The sequence below is a fragment of the Streptomyces sp. SKN60 genome (genome assembly GCF_026236535.1).
Taxonomy (GTDB): Bacteria; Actinomycetota; Actinomycetes; order Streptomycetales; family Streptomycetaceae; genus Streptomyces.
On sequence record NZ_JAHTMW010000003.1, the window covers coordinates 340507 to 353738 of the forward strand.

At 73.6% G+C, this 13232-nt stretch carries 14 protein-coding genes; 7 read left to right on the forward strand and 7 right to left on the reverse strand.

The window, feature by feature from the left end; translation table 11 throughout:
- Nucleotides 1-64: 64 nt before the first annotated feature.
- The gene (locus tag KV205_RS07465) at nt 65-1216 is read right to left on the reverse strand and encodes an acyl-CoA dehydrogenase family protein (RefSeq protein ID WP_265863185.1); all 1152 of its coding nucleotides are present in this window, start codon (nt 1214-1216) and stop codon (nt 65-67) included.
- Nucleotides 1213-2397 carry a CaiB/BaiF CoA-transferase family protein gene (locus tag KV205_RS07470; protein ID WP_265863186.1) on the reverse strand — a complete coding sequence of 395 codons (1185 nt, stop codon included), beginning with the start codon at nt 2395-2397 and terminating at the stop codon, nt 1213-1215. The genes KV205_RS07465 and KV205_RS07470 overlap by 4 nt, the downstream gene beginning before the upstream one ends.
- Nucleotides 2398-2623: 226 nt before the next feature.
- On the opposite strand from KV205_RS07470, the gene KV205_RS07475 reads away from it, so the two are divergent.
- Nucleotides 2624-3811 carry a trans-acting enoyl reductase family protein gene (locus KV205_RS07475; protein ID WP_265863188.1) on the forward strand — a complete coding sequence of 396 codons (1188 nt, stop codon included), beginning with the start codon at nt 2624-2626 and terminating at the stop codon, nt 3809-3811.
- 21 nt (nt 3812-3832) lie between these two features.
- Here KV205_RS07475 and KV205_RS07480 read toward each other — a convergent pair whose 3' ends face one another.
- Nucleotides 3833-4255: a VOC family protein gene (locus tag KV205_RS07480; RefSeq protein ID WP_265863190.1), complete on the reverse strand. Its 423-nt coding sequence runs from the start codon at nt 4253-4255 to the stop codon at nt 3833-3835.
- A 65-nt stretch (nt 4256-4320) separates the two neighbouring features.
- On the reverse strand, nt 4321-5022 hold the full coding sequence (locus tag KV205_RS07485; protein ID WP_265863192.1) for an endonuclease V: 702 nt from the start codon (nt 5020-5022) through the stop codon (nt 4321-4323).
- A 54-nt stretch (nt 5023-5076) separates the two neighbouring features.
- On the opposite strand from KV205_RS07485, the gene KV205_RS07490 reads away from it, so the two are divergent.
- A complete protein-coding gene (locus KV205_RS07490; RefSeq protein WP_265863194.1) occupies nt 5077-5376 on the forward strand; it encodes a YciI family protein in 300 nt (99 codons plus the stop codon).
- 37 nt (nt 5377-5413) lie between these two features.
- Here the strand turns inward: KV205_RS07490 and KV205_RS07495 are convergent, their stop codons facing one another.
- On the reverse strand, nt 5414-6520 hold the full coding sequence (locus KV205_RS07495; RefSeq protein WP_265863195.1) for an oxidoreductase: 1107 nt from the start codon (nt 6518-6520) through the stop codon (nt 5414-5416).
- 106 nt (nt 6521-6626) lie between these two features.
- Between KV205_RS07495 and KV205_RS07500 the strand changes: the two genes are divergently transcribed.
- From KV205_RS07500 to KV205_RS07515, 4 genes are all read left to right on the forward strand, one after another.
- Entirely contained in the window at nt 6627-7091 is a 465-nt protein-coding gene (locus tag KV205_RS07500) for a (4Fe-4S)-binding protein (RefSeq protein ID WP_265863196.1), read from the forward strand.
- 160 nt (nt 7092-7251) lie between these two features.
- Nucleotides 7252-7668, forward strand: coding sequence for an SsgA family sporulation/cell division regulator (locus KV205_RS07505; protein WP_265863197.1), 417 nt, complete (start codon nt 7252-7254; stop codon nt 7666-7668).
- A 308-nt stretch (nt 7669-7976) separates the two neighbouring features.
- Nucleotides 7977-9599, forward strand: a complete 1623-nt coding sequence (locus KV205_RS07510; protein WP_265863200.1) for an ABC-F family ATP-binding cassette domain-containing protein — start codon at nt 7977-7979, stop codon at nt 9597-9599.
- 204 nt (nt 9600-9803) lie between these two features.
- On the forward strand, nt 9804-10778 hold the full coding sequence (locus tag KV205_RS07515) for an acyl-ACP desaturase (protein WP_265863201.1): 975 nt from the start codon (nt 9804-9806) through the stop codon (nt 10776-10778).
- Nucleotides 10779-10830: 52 nt separating this feature from the next.
- Here KV205_RS07515 and KV205_RS07520 read toward each other — a convergent pair whose 3' ends face one another.
- Nucleotides 10831-11097, reverse strand: a complete 267-nt coding sequence (locus KV205_RS07520; RefSeq protein ID WP_265863202.1) for a WhiB family transcriptional regulator — start codon at nt 11095-11097, stop codon at nt 10831-10833.
- A gap of 240 nt (nt 11098-11337) precedes the next feature.
- Between KV205_RS07520 and KV205_RS07525 the strand changes: the two genes are divergently transcribed.
- Complete coding sequence (locus tag KV205_RS07525) at nt 11338-12132, forward strand: IclR family transcriptional regulator (RefSeq protein WP_265863203.1); 795 nt, start codon at nt 11338-11340, stop codon at nt 12130-12132.
- Between the two features lie 35 nt (nt 12133-12167).
- Here KV205_RS07525 and ligD read toward each other — a convergent pair whose 3' ends face one another.
- Nucleotides 12168-13184 carry a non-homologous end-joining DNA ligase gene (ligD, locus tag KV205_RS07530; RefSeq protein WP_265863204.1) on the reverse strand — a complete coding sequence of 339 codons (1017 nt, stop codon included), beginning with the start codon at nt 13182-13184 and terminating at the stop codon, nt 12168-12170.
- Nucleotides 13185-13232 lie beyond the last annotated feature (48 nt).

Genomic DNA, 13232 nt, shown 5'->3' on the forward strand with positions numbered 1-13232 from the left:
TCACAGAGGGGTTTCGGAGGGTCGGCGGGTTCGACGGGTCGGCGGGTCGGCGGGTCGGCGGGGGTCAGGTGAGCAGGGAGCGGCCGATGATCTCCTTCATGATCTCGGTCGTCCCGCCGTAGATGGTCTGGATACGGCCGTCGGTGAACGCCCTGGCCACCGGGAATTCGCTCATGTAGCCGTATCCGCCGTGCAGTTGCAGGCACCGGTCGGCGACCCGCTTCTGCAGCTCGGTCGCCCACCACTTGGCCATCGAGGCGTTGACGGGGTCGAGCCCGAGGCCGGCCGGATCGGCGTGCTCGGCGATACAGCGGTCGACGAACGCGCGGGTGACGGCGCACTCGGTGGCCATCTCGGCGATCTCGAAGCGCACGTGCTGCAGCTTGGCCAGCGGCCGGCCGAACGCCTCGCGCTCCTTGACGTACGTCGTCGTCAGCTCAAGGAGGTGCTCGGCGCCGGCGATGCCGGCGACGGCGATGGCGAGCCGCTCCTGAGCCAGATTGGTCATGAGGTGGACGAAGGCGCCGTTGAGCTCGCCGAGCAGGTTCTCCTTGGGGACCCGGACGTCCTTGAAGAACAGCTCGGCGGTGTCCTGGGACTTCTGCCCGATCTTGTCGAGGTTCCGGCCGCGCTCGAAGCCCTCCATGCCGCGCTCGACGACGAGCAGCGACAGGCCGTGGGCGCCGCCCTCGGGGGTGGTCTTCGCGACGACCACGACGAGGTCGGCGAGGATGCCGTTGGAGATGAAGGTCTTGGAGCCGTTGAGGACCCAGTGGTCGCCGTGGTCCTCGGCGGTCGTCCGGATCCCCTGCAGGTCGGAGCCCGCGCCGGGCTCGGTCATCGCGATCGCGGTGACGAGCTCGCCGCTGCAGAAGCCGGGCAGCCAGCGCCGCTTCTGCTCGTCGGTGGCGAGCTTGGTGAGGTACGGGCCGATGATGTCGTTGTGCAGGCCGATCGCCAGACCGGGGGCGGCGGCCCTGGTGAACTCCTCGGCGAGAACGGCGGCGTACCGGAAGTCGGGGTTGCCGCCACCGCCGTACTCCTCCTCGACGGCGATGCCGAGGAGCCCCTGCCGGCCGGCGGCGCGCCACGCCTCGCGGGAGACGATGCCGTCCTTCTCCCACTGCGCGTAGTGCGGCAGCACCTCCTTCTCCAGGAAGGTCCGGACGACTCCCCGGAAGGCCTCGTGGTCGTCGGTGTAGAGCGTGCGCTTCATGCGTTCTTCGGCTCCTGGGCGTCGGGGGCGGGCGGGGCGTCCGGGGTGTGCAGGGCGGGTACGGCCCAGTCGCGGGCGACCTCGTCGGCGTCGGCGCCCGGCCGCGCGGGCCCGGTGCGCACCGCGCCGGGGGTGGCGGAGAAGCGGGGTGCGGGCGCGGGCTGGACGAGTCCGCCGTGCTCGACGAAGGTGCCGCGGGCGGCGAGGTGGGGGTGGGCGGGGGCCTCGCGCATCGAGAGGACGGGGGCCACGCAGGCGTCGGTGCCCTCGAAGACGCCCGTCCACTCCTCTCTCGTACGGGTGCGGAAGCGGGCGGCGACGGCCGCGCGCAGTTCGTCCCAGCGGGCGAGGTCGCGGCGCGCCGGGGCGGCCTCCTCGATGCCGAGGAGGCGGACGAACTCGTCGTAGAACTGCTGCTCCAGGGCGCCGACGGCCATGAAGCCGCCGTCGGAGGTCTCGTACACGCCGTAGAAGGGGCAGCCGCCGTCGAGCAGGTTGACCCCGCGCCGGTCCTGCCAGCTGCCGGCCGCGAGCATGCCGTGGATCATGGTGGCGAGGTGCGCGGCGCCGTCGACGATGGCGGCGTCGACGACCTGGCCCTCGCCGTGCGTCCGCGCGTGCTGGAGGGCGGCGAGGACGCCGATGACGAGGTAGAGGGAGCCGCCCGCGTAGTCGCCGACGAGGTTGGCGGGCACGGTGGGCGGGCCGTCCGGGTCGGGGCCGATCATGCCGAGGGTGCCGGTGACGGCGAGGTACGCGATGTCGTGGCCGGCGGCCTTGGCCAGCGGGCCGTCCTGGCCCCAGCCGGTCATCCGGCCGTAGACGAGTCGCGGGTTGCGGGCGAGGCAGGCGTCGGGGCCGAGGCCGAGGCGTTCGGCGACGCCGGGCCGGTAGCCCTCGATGAGGATGTGGGCCCGGGCGACCAGGTCGAGCACGGTGCCGGTGCCGCCGTCGGTCTTGAGGTCGAGGACGACGGAGCGCTTGTTGCGGTTGGTGAGGTCGTGGGCGGGGTCGATGCCGAGGGCGGCGCCGCCGGGGCGGTCGACGCGGACGACGTCGGCGCCGAGGTCGGCGAGCAGCATGGCGGCGAAGGGGCCGGGGCCGATCCCGGCGAGTTCGACCACGCGGACGCCGGAGAGCGGGCCGGTCCGCTCGGTCTGCGTCGTGCTCCTCGTACCCATCGAGTCCCCAGACGTGTGTGACAGTGATGATGTAACACCGAAGATGCTAGGAACGTGTTCCACTCGGCACAAGCCCCCGAGCCGAGCAAGCGCTTGGAAATTGCCGAGGGGTACCGCCCGGTCCGCACGGCGGGTACCGCCCGGTCCGCCCACCGGACCGCGTCCGCTAGAGTCCGCCGACGACACGCGCGCCGGGTGCGGCGCGGGGGCGAAGGCGAGGGGCTGGATGGAGACAGGGGCGGCCGCACGGCCGTACGACGTGGTCCTCTTCGGAGCGACCGGTTTCGTGGGGGAGCTCACCGCGGAGTACCTCGCCCAGCACGCCCCCGCGGAGACCCGCTGGGCCCTGGCCGGCCGCAGCCGCGGCAGGCTCGCCGCCCTGCGCGACCGGCTCGCGGCGCGGTGGCCGCGCTGCGCCGAGCTGCCGCTGCTCGTCGCGGACTCCGCCGATCCGGCCGCGCTGCGCGAACTCGCCGGGTCCGCACGGGTGGTGGCCAGCACCGTCGGGCCCTATGTCTGGTACGGCGAGGAGCTGGTCGCCGCCTGCGCGGAGGCCGGCACCGACTATCTGGACCTGACCGGCGAGGCCGAGTTCGTGGACCGGATGTACGTGCGCTACGACGCCGTCGCCCGCGAGACCGGCGCCCGGCTCGTGCACGCCTGCGGCTTCGACTCGGTCCCGCACGACCTGGGCGTGTACTTCACCGTGCGGCAGCTGCCGGAGGGCGTGCCGCTGCGGATCGACGGGTTCGTACGGGCCGGCGCGATCTTCTCCGGCGGCACCTTCGCCTCGGCGCTCACCGCGTTCGGGCGCGGCCGGGAGATCCTCCGGGCCGCGCGCGAACGCCGCCTGTACGAGCCGCGGTTGGTGACCCGGCGGGCCCGGGCGCCGCTGGGCCGGCCCCGCTTCAGCCGCGAGACCGGCACCTGGGCGCTGCCGCTGCCCACGATCGACCCGCAGGTGGTGGCGCGTTCGGCGCGCGGCCTGGAGCGTTACGGGCCGGACTTCCGCTACCGCCACTACGCCTCGGTGAAGACGCTGCCGATGGCGCTGGGCGGCTCGGCGGTGGTCGGCGCGGGCGTGCTCGCGGCCCAACTCCCCTTCGTACGCGACTGGCTGATGGACCGTTGGGAGCCGGGCCAGGGGCCGAGCGCGGAGCGGCGGGCGCGCAGCTGGTTCTCGGTGCGGTTCGTCGGCGAGGTCGGCGGGCGGCGCGTCTTCACCGAGGTGTCGGGCGGCGATCCGGGCTACGACGAGACGGCGAAGATGCTGGCCGAGTCGGCGCTGTGCCTGGCGCACGACACCCTGCCGAAGACCGCCGGGCAGGTGACGACGGCGGTCGCGATGGGCGACGCGCTGATCGAGCGGCTGCGGGCGGCAGGCCTGCGCTTCCGGGTGGCGCACTCGGGCTGACCGCGTCCTTTCCTGGGGCGGTCAGTGCCGGACGAGGCAGAAGGGATGGCCGGCCGGGTCGGCGTAGATGCGCCAGGCCCGGTCGTCGCCGTTCCCGTCCTCGCCGCCGTCGCCGTCCAGGCGCCAGGCGCCGAGCGCGAGGACCGCCTCGTGCGCGGCGTCGAGGTCGGCGACCCGGACGTCGATGTGGAACTGCTGCTCGGGCGCTCCCCATACCGGCGGCCGGTGGTCGGCCACGCCCTGGAAGGCCAGCACCGGGGTGCCGCCGGCGCCGTGCAGGGTGGCCCAGGCGTCGCCGACGGCCCACTGGGGGTCGGGGCGGTTGATCTCGCCTCCGAGCAACCGCTGGTAGAAGACGGCGAGTTCCATCACGTCGGGGCAGTCCAGGACGACGCACTGCAGGGTTCCGATGGGGGTGGGACGGGTCGTGCCGGGGGATGTCATGCCCACACTCTGCCGCCGCGGTGTCACGGCTCGATATCCGTACGGGTACTCAGTCGTCCCAAGCGTCACGGGGTGCTCGTGCTCAGGGCGTCCCGCAGCGCCCGGCGGCACAGCGCGTCGGCGTGCCGGGTGGTCTCGGGCAGCCGGAAGCGCGGGCTGAGGTGCAGGGTGAGCGCGCAGGCCCGGTCGAGCGAGACGCGGTGCCCGACGGAGACGAAGACCGGCTTGACGCCGGCGCGGGTGCGCAGGGCCCGTCCGACGGTCTCGCCGTCGGCGACGAGCGGGCTGAACTCGCCGCGGGCGGCGCCGGGTTGCTCGTACGTGAAGGTGAACGGGTTCTTGGCGACACCGATCGCCGGGCGGTCGGTGAGCACCCCGAGATGGCTGGCGAGTCCGAACCGGCGCGGGTGTGCGATCCCGTAGCCGTCGCAGACGAGCAGCCCGGGGTCGGCGGAGAGCCGCCCGAGCGCGGCGAGCACGGTCGGCACCTCCCGGAACGCCAGCAGCCCCGGCACATACGGGAACGACACCCGCCCCACCGCCGTCGCCTCCTCCACCACCTCCAGGCTCCGCCCGTCGAGCACGACGGCCGCCGCGGCGACCAGGTCCCGCTCGTCGTCATACGCCACGTCCACCCCGGTGACGTTCCCCTCCCCGACCCCGGGCCCCTCCTCCCCGAGCACCAGCCGCCCCCGCAGCTCCTGCTGCACGGCGAGCGCCGCGTCCTCGTCGGCGGGCCATCCCTCGGGAATCTCGATGATCGTCACGGTCCACAACCCTATGCGGCCGTGGGGTTCGAGGGGGCCGGTAGCCTGGCGATCATGTTCGTACTGGAGTTGAGTTACACCGCGCCCATCGAGCGGGTCGACGCGCTTCTGGGCGCGCATGTCGAGTGGCTGAACGCGCGGTATGCCGAGGGGGTGTTCCTGGCGTCCGGGCGGAAGGAGCCGCGGGACGGTGGGGTGATTCTGGCCGGTGGGGTCGGGCGGGCGGAGATCGAGGAGATCGTGGCGGGCGATCCGTTCGTCGTCGCCGGGGTGTGTGCGTACCGGATCGTGCAGTTCTACGCCACCAAGTCGGTGGACGGACTGGCGCCGTTCCGGGACGAGTTGCCCGCCTGACCGTCCGGGGGCCGGGCCCGGCCCCCGGACGGCTTCGCTAGCGGCGTTCCGCCCGGGCGATGCGGCCCTTCTCGCCGGCGGCCCAGCAGGCGCCGTCGGTGGTGCAGTCGACCGTGTCGTACGAGCCGGGGTCGACCGTGCGCCAGGTGCGGCCGCCGTCGGTGGTGAGGTCGGTGCCGGTGGGGCCGACGGCGAGCGCGGCGGACCCGCTGTGCGGGAGCCAGGCGACGCCGGAGCGGTAGGCGGGCGGCGGGGTGGTGGACGCGGTCCAGCTGCGGCCCGCGTCGCCGGTGACGGCGGCGGCCAGCGGCGAGGGCTGGTCCTTGCGGTAGTCGCCGCCGACCGCGATGCCGTGCCGCCGGTCGCGGAAGGCGAGCCCGAAGACGCCCTTGGCGCCCTCGCCCGCCGGGACGGTGGTCTCGGTGGCGGTCCAGGTCAGCCCGCGGTCCGCCGAGTGCAGCACGCGCCCGGCCGCGCCGCCGCCGGTCGCCAGCCACACGTCGCGCGGGCCGGCGGACACCAGGCACTGGCCGCTCGCCGCGAACCCGGCCTCGCCGGGCAGCGCCGCCGGCATGCCGTCGCTCGGCAGGACCTCCCAGGAACGGCCGCCGTCGCGGGTGGACAGGATGCGGTACTTGCCGTCGACCGGGTCGCTCATCGCGAGCCCGTGCCGCCGGTCGAAGAAGGTCATGCAGTCGTAGAAGGCGCGCGGGTCGGTGTTGCGGAAGGACTCCGTCCAGGTCGTCCCGCCGTCCTCGGTGCGGAAGACCCGGGACGCCTCGCCCTCGCCGATCGCGAGGACCACGGCCCGCCGCGCGTCGAAGGCCTCGACGTCGCGGAACTCCAGACCGGCCGCCTCGGGCGGAGAGACGTTCCGCCAGCTCGCTCCGCCGTCGGTGGTGCGCAGGACCGTGCCCTTGGACCCGGCGGCCCAGGCCACCGAGCGGCTGACCGCGGCAAGACCGCGGAAGCGGGCGTCGGTGCCGGTCCCGGTGAGCCGCCAGCCCGGCCACGCGCCGGTGGCGTGCCCGTCGGCCGCCCCCGCGGCCCCCGCCGCCTCGGCCGGCACCGTCAGGGCCGTCGCGAGCGCCGCCCCAGCCAGTCCCGCCGCCACCACTCGTCTCGTCTTCCCCATGGACGTCATGGCGCCGGAAGCTAGCCCACGGCGAAGACCCCGTCCAGACCGCGTCGTCGGCCGGAGGCGTACGGCCGGAGTGCGCACCGGCCGCCGCCTTCCTAGGCTGGTGCGCATGACGGACCGCGTGAACGACCCCGTCCCCGACGAGGCGCCGAAGCTCAAGGAGTACGACGGCGAGGGCATCACCGTCACTTTCGAGCCACGCCGCTGTCTGCACGCGGCCGAGTGCGTGCGCGGTCTCCCGGCCGTCTTCGACCTGCAGAAGCGCCCCTGGGTGCGGCCCGGCGAGGCGGCGCCCTCGGAGGTCGCCGAGGTGGTCCGCCGCTGCCCCTCGGGCGCGCTGCGCTACCACCTGGCGGACGGCACGACCGAACCGCCGGACGACCCGACCACCGTCCGCCGGATGCCGGACGGACGCCTGCTGATCCGCGGTGACCTGCGGGTTCGCACCGGCAGCGGCGAGCGGCACGAGGTCCGGGCAGTGCTGTGCGGCTGCGGGGCCTCCGGGAACCAGCCGTACTGCGACCACTCGGGCCCCTGCGCGGGCGGCGACTTCGACCGGGCCGAGAACCGCTGAGGCCACTGCCGAGGACCCCGAGGAGCCCCGACGGCGCCGCGCGCCCCGGCGGTGACACAGCTCACGTACCCCTCCGGTGCACGATCCGGCCCCGTGGATCGTCTCTCCTTGTGTCAGGCAGAGGCAGCGGATGCAAGGCACCGCGACAGGAGGCTGGCCCATGTCCAAGGTCATCGAGCAGGCCGTGCAGGCCCGTCTGGTCGCGTCCGCACCCCGCACGGAGTCGGTCGCCGCCACCCTGCGCTACGACCGCGCGGACCCGTACGCCGTGAGCATGGCCTTCCCGCCGCCCGCGACCCTGGAGGGCGTCGAGGTGTCCTGGGCGTTCGCCCGCGAGCTGCTCGTGCAGGGCGTGGACGGGCCGGCCGGCGTCGGGGACGTACGGCTGCGGCCGTACGGCTACGACCGCACGGTGGTCGAGTTCCACGCGCCCGAGGGCGTGGCCATGGTGCACATCCGCACCTCGGAGCTGCGCAGTTTCCTGGAGCGCTCGCAGCACGTGGTGCCGTCCGGCCGCGAGCACCAGTACGTGGACTGGGACCAGGACCTGGCGCAGCTCCTGGAGGAGCACCCCTAGACGCTCGGCCACCCTCCGATAAATCGGTTGCCCTCCCCCGGACCCCGCCCGTAGCGTCGTCCGCGTCGTTGTCGTCGCCAGATCGGAGCAGGCCGTTGAACGTCTGAGGTCCTGAGACACCGTGCCGCGCGTGCCGCCATGCCTGTTGCCTGCTGCCGCCGCGTGTGCCGTCGTCCGACCTCGGCGTACGAGCGCTCCTGCCGCTCCGGTCTCCGTTCCGGCCCGGATCTCCTGGTCCCGACATCCCGCCGCGCCCCGGTGTCTCACGCGATGCCCCTTTTTCCACGCTTCGCATCCGGGAGGCCCTCTTGGCAACTCGCCCCGTCTTCATCACCTGTTCGTCCCTCTCCTTCTCCTGGCCCGACGGCACTCGGGTCCTCGACGACTTCCGCCTTGCCGTCGGCCCCGGCCGGACCGGTCTGGTCGGGCTCAACGGCGCGGGGAAGTCGACCCTGCTCAAGCTGCTCGCCGGCGAGCTGACCCCGTCATCCGGCACCGTCCGCACGGCCGGCGAGATCGGCTATCTCCCGCAGAACCTGGTCCTGGACACCGCGCTGCGGGTCGACCGGGCGCTCGGCATCGACGCGGCGCGGGCCGCCCTGCACGCGATCGAGTCGGGCGACACGGCCGAGGAGCACTTCGCGGCCGTCGGCGACGACTGGGACGTGGAGGAGCGCGCCCGGGCGGTGCTCGACCAGCTCGGCCTGGGCCACATCGACCTGGACCGCACGATCGGGGAGCTGTCCGGCGGCGAGTCCGTGCTGCTGCGGCTCGCCGCGCTGCTCCTCGCCCGGCCCGAGGTGCTGCTGCTCGACGAGCCGACCAACAACCTGGACCGGTCCGCGCGGCGCCGGCTCTACGAGGCGGTGGACGCCTGGACGGGCGTCCTCGTCGTGGTGAGCCACGACCGCGAACTCCTCGAACGGGTCGACCAGATCGCCGACCTCCGGGACGGCGAGGTCACCTGGTACGGCGGCGCCTGGTCGGACTACCAGGCCGCGCTGGCCGCCGAACAGGAGGCGGCCGAGCGGATGGTGCGGGTCGCGGAGGCCGACGTACAGCGGCAGAAGCGCGAACTCTCCGACGCTCAGGCGAAGTTGGCTCGTCGCAGGCGCTATGCGCAGAAGAGCTTCGAGAACAAGGTGGTGCCGAAGATCGTCGCGAACAACCGCAGGAGCCAGGCCGAGGTGTCCGCGGGGAAGCACCGGGCGCTGCACGCCGAACGTCTCGACGCGGCGCGTTCGCGGCTCGACGCGGCGGTGGAGCTGGTGCGGGACGACGACGAGATCCGCGTCGAGCTGCCCCGTACCACCGTGCATCCGGGGCAGGACGTGCTGACCCTGCGCGATCTGGAACTGCCCTACGGGGCACGGGTCGACGGCGGGTTCGAGCTGCGGGGACCCGAGCGGGTGGCGCTGCTCGGCCGGAACGGGGCCGGGAAGACGACCCTGCTGCGGACGCTCGCGGGTGAACTCGCCCCAGTCTCGGGCGAGTTCGAGGTGCACGTGCCGCTGCGCTTCCTGCCGCAGCGACTCGACGTCCTGGACGACGGGCTGAGCGTGGTGCAGAACGTGGCGCGGTTCGCGCCGCGGGCCACGCCCAACGAGATCCGGGCGCGCCTCGCCCGGTTCCTGTTCCGGGGCGCTCGGGCGGACCGGCCGGCGGGGACGCTGTCGGGCGGTGAGCGCTTCCGCGCGACGCTGGCGGCGCTGCTGCTCGCCGAGCCCGCGCCGCGCCTGCTGCTCCTCGACGAGCCGACGAACAACCTGGACCTGGCCTCGGTCCGCAGTCTGACGTCCGCCCTCGAGGCGTACGAGGGCGCGCTGGTCGTCGTCAGTCACGACCTGCCGTTCCTCGAATCGCTGGGGATCACGCGGTGGCTGACCCTCGACGGCACCCTGCGGCCGACGACGGCCGACCGTCTGCTCTGAGTAGCCGCCCGACCACGGGGGACCCGGCGAACAAACGCGTGACCTGGGTCTCTTCCGTGGTACGGGACCTGGGGGCATAGCGGAACGTAACCGGACATCGCCGAGACGGGCTTGGCCGACGCCTTACGGGGCCTTAACCTACGGTCTCGTAACCTACGAAGCCGTAGGTAGTTCGAATGCCCTTCTCCGTCCCCAGGAGTCCCCGTGACGCTCACCTCTCCCCACCTCGGTACTTCTTCAGGGTGGACCGACGCACGGCTCCTGTACGCTCTCGAAGAGGCCGTGGAGAAGGAGATCAACCGGCATCTGAAGGTCTACAAGGACTGGATGCCGCACGAGTACGTCCCGTGGTCGGACGGCCGGAACTTCCCGGGCCTCTTCGAGGACGGCGAGGCCTGGGACCGCTCGCAGTCGAAGCTCTCCGACGTCGGCCGGATCGCCCTCGTGGTGAACCTGCTGACCGAGGACAACCTGCCGAGCTACCACCACGAGATCGCCACCCTCTTCGGCCGCGACGGCGCCTGGGGCACCTGGGTGCACCGCTGGACCGCGGAGGAGGGCCGGCACAGCATCGTGATGCGCGACTACCTGCTGGCCTCGCGGGCCGTCGACCCGGACGAGCTTGAACGTTTCCGCATGGCGCACATGAGCGAGGGATTCGAGTCCGACAACCGGCACTCGATGCTGCACTCGATCGCGTACGTGTCCTTCCAGGAGCTCGCCACCCGCATCTCGCACCGCAACGCCGGCCACCACTCCGGCGACCCGGTCTGCGAGCGGATGCTCGCCCGCATCGCGCTGGACGAGAATCTGCACATGATCTTCTACCGCAACCTGCTGGGCGCGGCCTTCGAGCTCGCCCCCGACCTGACCATGCAGGCGGTACGGGACGTGGTCGTCGGCTTCCGCATGCCCGGCCACGGGATGCCCGGCTTCGAGCGCGCGGCGGCCCAGATGGCCATCGGCGGCATCTACAACCTGCGCATCCACCACGACGACGTGCTGCAGCCGGTGCTCCGCTTCCTCAAGGTGCTCGACATCGACGGGCTCGGCCCGGACGGTCTGCGCGCCCAGGAGGAGCTCGGTCTGTACATGAACGGCCTGGACGCCGAGGCCCGCAAGTTCGACGAGCGGCTCGCGGCGCGCAAGGCCCGGATGGAAGCCCGCGCGGCCGGCTGAGCCCCGCGGCCGGCTGAGCCCCCGTGGCCGGGGGCTGACTCCCCGCGCGGGATCAGCCCCGACGCCGCTTGAGCCGGATCCGCTCCTTCTCCGAGAGGCCGCCCCACACGCCGAACCGCTCGTCGTGCGTCAGCGCGTACTCCAGGCAGGCGATGCGGCCCTCGCAGGCCCCGCACAGCAGCTTCGCCTCGCGGGTCGAGGAGCCCGGCGCCGGGAAGAAGAACTCCGGCCCGGCCTGGGCGCACAGCGCGTCCTCCTGCCACGAGAGGTCGTCGGCCACGAGGGGCAGCGGGGCGAGGGTCATGGTGTCGTTCTGCATGGGAACCACTGTGGTCCGGGGCTCTAAACGCGCCATCAACGTCCGATCAACGGCACCGTCCGGACGTCAACACGGCGCGCCGGAGCGGGTTTCCGACGCGCCGGTCCGACCGGTTTCGGCCATGATCTGCGGATCCGGGGGCCGGCCGCGTCCCAGCCGGTGGGAGGGCGCGTGAACGGTGTGTTTCCGGTCGCCGGATCCCACCCTGCGGGCCTCCCGCGATGTGGCAGCGTGGGGGCCATGACCACCCTCCAGGCCGCCCAGTCGTTCACCGCGCCCGAAGGAACGCCCGAGTCCGTGCCGTCGCCCTCGGCGCCGCCCGCCGCCGCGCCCGCCGGGGCGCAGGCCGTCCGCCGGGCCCTGGACGTCCTGCGCTGTTTCCAGGACAACGGGCCCGACCCGAGCGCCTCGGACCTGGCCCGCCGGCTCGGTCTGTCCACGTCGACCGCGCACCGGCTCGCCCGGACGCTGCTCTCGGCCGGTTTCCTGGAGCAGGACCCGCGCACGGCGCGCTACCGGCTCGGCCCGGTGGTCACGGAGCTCGGCCGGCTCTCGTACCACCAGCGCGGACTGCATCTGGCCGGGCCCGAGCTGGGCGATCTCGCCGAGCGGACCGGCGGCACCGTCACCCTGGCGCTGCGCAGCGGCCCGTACGCGGTGACGGTGGCCGGCGGGGCGGTCACCCCGAAGGTCTCGCTGCGCCGGCCGCTGCGCGCGACCGCGCAGGGCCGGGTGCTGCTCGCCTGGCCGGGGCCCGGTGAGCCGGGCGGCGGCGCGGCGGATCCGGAGTCGGCGCGGATACGGGAGCGGGGGCACGCCCTGGCCGAGGACGACCCGCAGCCCGGGGAGCGCACGCTCGCGGTGCCGGTCCTGGACCGGTCGGGACGGGCCCGGTTCGCCCTGGCCGTACGGGCCGACCGGCGGCTGCTCGCGGACGCCAGGCTCGACTGGTTCCTGGCGCGGGCCGGGGCCTGCGCCCGTGCCCTGGAGGTACTGCTGCTCCCGCCCGGCGAGCGGCGCGCGCCGGAGGCGTAAACCCTGGGCGCCGGGCGTACCGAACCGGCCGCAGGTCAGTCCTTCTTCGCGCGGCTCGGCTGGACCCGCTTCGGCTCGCCCGGCATCTTCGGGTACTCCGGCGGATAGGGCAGGTCGCCCAGGCCGTGCTCGGCCTCGTCCCGCCGGGCCAGTTCGAGCAGCGGCTCCAGGCTGAAGCGCTCGGCGTCCATGTCGGCGTGCACGTCGCCGAGTTCGGCGTACCGCGCCGGCATCGTACGGATGTCGAAGTCGCGCGGGACGGCGTCGTCGATCTCCTCCCAGCGCAGCGGCGCGGAGACGGGCGCGTGCGGGCGGGGGCGGACGGAGTAGGCGGAGGCGATGGTGCGGTCGCGGGCGGTCTGGTTGTAGTCGACGAAGATCCGCTCGCCGCGCTCCTCCTTCCACCACTTGATGGTGACCCGGTCCGGCATGCGCCGTTCCAGTTCCCGGCCGCAGGCGATGGCGGCCCGCCGGACCTGGGTGAAGGTCCAGTTGGGCAGGATCGGCACGAAGACGTGCAGTCCGCGGCCGCCGGAGGTCTTGGGCCAGCCGCGCAGCCCGTGCTCGTCGAGGACCGCGCGCAGTTCGTGGGCGGCGCGGACGGCGTCGGCGTAGTCGGTGCCGGGCTGCGGGTCGAGGTCGAGGCGCAGCTCGTCGGGGTGGTCGGTGTCCCCCCGGCGCACCGGCCAGGGGTGGAAGGTGACCGCGCCCAGATTGGCCGCCCACAGCACGGCGGCCGGCTCGGTGGGGCACATCTCGTCGGCGGAGCGGCCGCTGGGGAAGGTGATGTGGGCGGTGGGGATCCAGTCGGGCAGGTACTTGGGGGCGCGCTTCTGGAAGAAGGACTCGCCGGTCACGCCGTCGGGGTAGCGCTCCAGGGTGGTGGGCCGGTCGCGCAGCGCGCGGGTGATGCCCTCGCCGACGGCCAGGTAGTAGCGGACCAGGTCCATCTTGGTGTAGCCGGGCTCGGGGAAGTACACCTTGTCGGGGTTGGACACCTTCACGGTCCGGTCGCCGACCTCGAGCTCCACCGCTGCCGCCTTGCCTGCCATGCCGGTCAGCCTAGGGCGGGCACCCATGGCGCGCATATCGGGACGAAT

What these genes read in the sequence shown, in the direction of transcription:
- KV205_RS07465 (WP_265863185.1), bottom strand. Translation starts at nt 1,216, where the DNA reads ATGAAGCGCACGCTCTACACCGACGACCACGAGGCCTTCCGGGGAGTC.
- KV205_RS07470 (WP_265863186.1), bottom strand. Translation starts at nt 2,397, where the DNA reads ATGGGTACGAGGAGCACGACGCAGACCGAGCGGACCGGCCCGCTCTCC.
- KV205_RS07475 (WP_265863188.1), top strand. Translation starts at nt 2,624, where the DNA reads ATGGAGACAGGGGCGGCCGCACGGCCGTACGACGTGGTCCTCTTCGGA.
- KV205_RS07480 (WP_265863190.1), bottom strand. Translation starts at nt 4,255, where the DNA reads ATGACATCCCCCGGCACGACCCGTCCCACCCCCATCGGAACCCTGCAG.
- KV205_RS07490 (WP_265863194.1), top strand. Translation starts at nt 5,077, where the DNA reads ATGTTCGTACTGGAGTTGAGTTACACCGCGCCCATCGAGCGGGTCGAC.
- KV205_RS07495 (WP_265863195.1), bottom strand. Translation starts at nt 6,520, where the DNA reads ATGACGTCCATGGGGAAGACGAGACGAGTGGTGGCGGCGGGACTGGCT.
- KV205_RS07500 (WP_265863196.1), top strand. Translation starts at nt 6,627, where the DNA reads ATGACGGACCGCGTGAACGACCCCGTCCCCGACGAGGCGCCGAAGCTC.
- KV205_RS07505 (WP_265863197.1), top strand. Translation starts at nt 7,252, where the DNA reads ATGTCCAAGGTCATCGAGCAGGCCGTGCAGGCCCGTCTGGTCGCGTCC.
- KV205_RS07520 (WP_265863202.1), bottom strand. Translation starts at nt 11,097, where the DNA reads ATGCAGAACGACACCATGACCCTCGCCCCGCTGCCCCTCGTGGCCGAC.
- KV205_RS07525 (WP_265863203.1), top strand. Translation starts at nt 11,338, where the DNA reads ATGACCACCCTCCAGGCCGCCCAGTCGTTCACCGCGCCCGAAGGAACG.
- ligD (WP_265863204.1), bottom strand. Translation starts at nt 13,184, where the DNA reads ATGGCAGGCAAGGCGGCAGCGGTGGAGCTCGAGGTCGGCGACCGGACC.